Source organism: Microvirga roseola (genome assembly GCF_020866965.1).
Classification (GTDB): Bacteria; Pseudomonadota; Alphaproteobacteria; order Rhizobiales; family Beijerinckiaceae; genus Microvirga; species Microvirga roseola.
Map to the genome: position 1 here is coordinate 1 of NZ_JAJATX010000126.1, position 3,124 is coordinate 3,124.

General features: G+C 64.1%; 3 protein-coding genes. All 3 read left to right on the plus strand.

Annotation, left to right across the window (positions count from 1 at the left end):
- The first annotated feature begins 167 nt into the window (after window positions 1-167).
- The 3 genes from LG661_RS24320 to LG661_RS24330 all read left to right on the plus strand — a co-directional run bounded on the left by LG661_RS24320 (window position 168) and on the right by LG661_RS24330 (window position 2,854).
- The gene (locus tag LG661_RS24320; RefSeq protein WP_230534577.1) at window positions 168-1,112 is read left to right on the plus strand and encodes an outer membrane lipoprotein carrier protein LolA; all 945 of its coding nucleotides are present in this window, start codon (window positions 168-170) and stop codon (window positions 1,110-1,112) included.
- 169 nt (window positions 1,113-1,281) lie between these two features.
- On the plus strand, window positions 1,282-2,097 hold the full coding sequence (gene xth, locus LG661_RS24325) for an exodeoxyribonuclease III (protein WP_230534578.1): 816 nt from the start codon (window positions 1,282-1,284) through the stop codon (window positions 2,095-2,097).
- 16 nt (window positions 2,098-2,113) lie between these two features.
- Window positions 2,114-2,854: a class I SAM-dependent methyltransferase gene (locus LG661_RS24330; protein ID WP_230534579.1), complete on the plus strand. Its 741-nt coding sequence runs from the start codon at window positions 2,114-2,116 to the stop codon at window positions 2,852-2,854.
- Window positions 2,855-3,124: the final 270 nt, after the last annotated feature.

A 3,124-nucleotide genomic window follows, 5' to 3' on the forward strand; every position in this document is an offset into this window, starting at 1 on the left:
TCGGACCCGCAAACCACGCCGGAAAACGCGAAATCCTCCTGGAGAACCCCCACGGGGACGAGGAATAGGCAGCGCCGCCGGAACCTTGAGCCCACGCCCTGCGTCATCGATGGGCCATTGGAAATGGTCAAGCAGGGACCGATATTAGCCTCAAGGAGATCTTTCGGATGCGTTTTGCCGGTTTTGCCTGTCTGGTGACGATCCTGTCCGCCGCTGCGGTGGCGTCGCCGGCGGCTGCCCAGATGCTGCCGATGGACCTGATCGTTCCCCCGAAGCGGAATGTGGCCCCGGCTACCGCCGAATCGGCTGCCAAAGGCTTCAATCTCTCCGCCGCTCCTCTGCCGACATCGAGCTTCCAGAGGCCGGAGATGCAAACTGCGCGCGCGAAGCCGGCGCCGATCCGGCCGGTCAATGCGGAGCAGGTCCTGGCCGCCACCGCGCCGGTGCCTCCCTCGCGCCCGACAGTCGCTGAAGCTCCCAAGCCTCCCCAGGCAGAACCGGTCGAGATCGCGCCGAAGCCCATCGTCACTGCGGCGATGGGCCCGGTCGGTCGCGGAGAGCCCCTGCCGCACAGCGCAATAGTGGAGCGGGCGAACGCCTTCTTCACGAATCTCAGCACCCTGATCGCCGATTTCACGCAGGTCGGCGGCGACGGACGGCGGATGGGCGGCACCCTCTTCCTGCAGCGGCCCGGCAAGGTGCGGTTCGAATACGACCCCCCCGCCACCCTCGAGGTGATCGCCGACGGCCGGTCGGTCGCGGTGCGCGACAAGAAGCTCGCCACTCAGGATCTCTACTCGATCTCCCAGACGCCCCTGAAATTCCTGCTGCGCGAAAAGGTCAATCTGGGTCAGGACATCAAGATCACCGGCATCACCAATGACGGCGATTCGGTGCGGATCAATCTGGAGGACACCTCCACGCTTGGCGGCACCTCGCGCATCACCCTCTATTTCGACCCGCAGGTGGAATCCTTGAGCCAGTGGCGCATCGTCGATCCGCAGGGATTCCAGACGGTGGTCGTGCTGAACAAGGTCGAGCGGGACCGCCCCATCGACCAGGGCATGTTCAGGATCCAGTACGAGGCGATCCTCGGCGACAACAACCGGTAAGCCGCCCGGGCCGATTCCCTTGGCATGGTGTCGGCTCGCTTCCTTGCTGTGCCGCATGTTTCACGGCGAGCCGGATCGACTTCGCCGAAAAATACTTGGGCGAACCGCCACGCTTCCCTTGAGGCGAAATCTGTCGTAGCCGGGAAGGAATCCTGCAGAGGGCCTTCCCGTGAATCTCACCATCTCGACCTGGAACATCAATTCCGTTCGCCTGCGCCTCGATCAGGTGGGCCGGTTCCTGAAGGAGCGGCGCCCCGACATCCTGTGCCTGCAGGAGACCAAGTGCCCGAACGACAAGTTCCCCTTAAAAGACCTGCAGGCCTTCGGCTATCCCTTCGTCGTCCATATGGGCCAGAAGGGCTATAACGGCGTCGCCATCCTCTCGCGCTATCCATTCTCCGAGACGAGCATCATGGAGATGTGCGGCCGCCAGGATGCCCGCCACATCACGGTCACCTTGAGTCGCGAGGCGAAAGGGGCTTCCGGCATTACGATCCATAACTTCTACGTGCCCGCGGGCGGCGACATCCCGGACCCGGATCTCAACGAGAAATTCCGCCACAAGCTCGACTTCATGGCCGAGATGCGGAGCTGGGGCGACAAGGCGAAGCCGACCGCCGGTCCCGCGATCCTCGTGGGCGACCTCAACGTGGCGCCCCTCGAACATGATGTCTGGAGCCACAAGCAGCTCCTCGACGTGGTCAGTCACACGCCCATCGAGACCGAAGCCCTCGAAGAGCTGCGGCAGGAGGCCGGCTGGGTTGACGCCATGCGCGCCCTGCGCCCCGAGCCGGAAAAGATCTATTCCTGGTGGAGCTACCGCTCGCCCGACTGGGCCGCTGCCGACAAGGGCCGCCGCCTCGACCATATCTGGCTTGCCGGCGGTCTCGACAAGGCGCTGCGCTCCATCGACGTTACCCGCGAGACCCGCGGCTGGGAGCGTCCGTCGGACCATGTGCCCGTGACGGCGGTGCTGGAATTCTGAAGGCGGGGTGCTGCACGTGGGACCCACTCCGCCCGATCGGGAGCATTGGTCGCGGGTTGCTGCGGAATGGACGGAATGGGCGCGGTCCCCGAAGCACGACGCCTTCTGGGCCTATCGCGAGGCTTTCATCGCCTATCTCGGCAGAGGCAGCGGCAATGCCCTCGATGTGGGCTGCGGCGAAGGGCGTCTCTCCCGGGAGCTGAAGGCGCTCGGATATCGCGTCACTGCGGCGGATACGGTCGCCGAACTTGTCGAGACCGCCCGGCAGGCCGATTCAGCGCATGATTATGCGGTGGCGGATGCCCGCAGCCTGCCGTTCGAGGACGGCAGCTTCGATCTGGTCCTCGCCTACAATGTGTTGATGGACGTGGAGGACCTGCCCGCGACCTTGCGGGAAATCCGCAGGGTGATGCGCCCTCGCGGGCATCTCGTCATCTCCCTTGTGCATCCTTTCCGGGACAGAGGGAGCTTCACCGGTCCGGAACCGGACGCCTCATTCGTTCTGACAGGCACCTATTTTGGGCGTCAGCGCTTCGAAGGGATGGAGGAGCGCGATGGCCTGAGAATGCACTTTGCCGGCTGGTCTCAACCCCTCGAGGCCTATGCCGCTGCGTTGGAGCAGGCCGGGCTGGCGATCACCTCGCTGCGTGAGCCGGTCCCCGACCCAAGCAGCGCCCGGGAGCATTTCAAGCAGTGGGCACGAGTCCCGTTGTTTCTCTGGCTGAAGGCCTCTCCGCTCGCTCAGGCAAGTTCCTGACCGGACCCCGCCGATCCGGCCTAGTGCATCGTGCGGAACCGGAGGTCCGCGTCAGCGAAAAGTGGACCCGGTTTTGCGCCCGAACGATACTCTCATCCCAAGAGAAAGCATCGGATGGGATCCCAAAAGTGCAAATCCACTTTTGGCCGATGCTTTAGCACTACTTTGGCAGGTATGAGGAACCGGGCGGGGCCTGCCGACGTCTGCTCGTGAAGGATTATCCGCAGGAGGTCGTTATGAGCACCTCAGTTGCGTGGGACCACGAACTCC

Bases quoted from the DNA above. Each gene is read 5' to 3' on its own strand.
- LG661_RS24320 (WP_230534577.1), top strand. From the start codon at position 168: ATGCGTTTTGCCGGTTTTGCCTGTCTGGTGACGATCCTGTCCGCCGCT.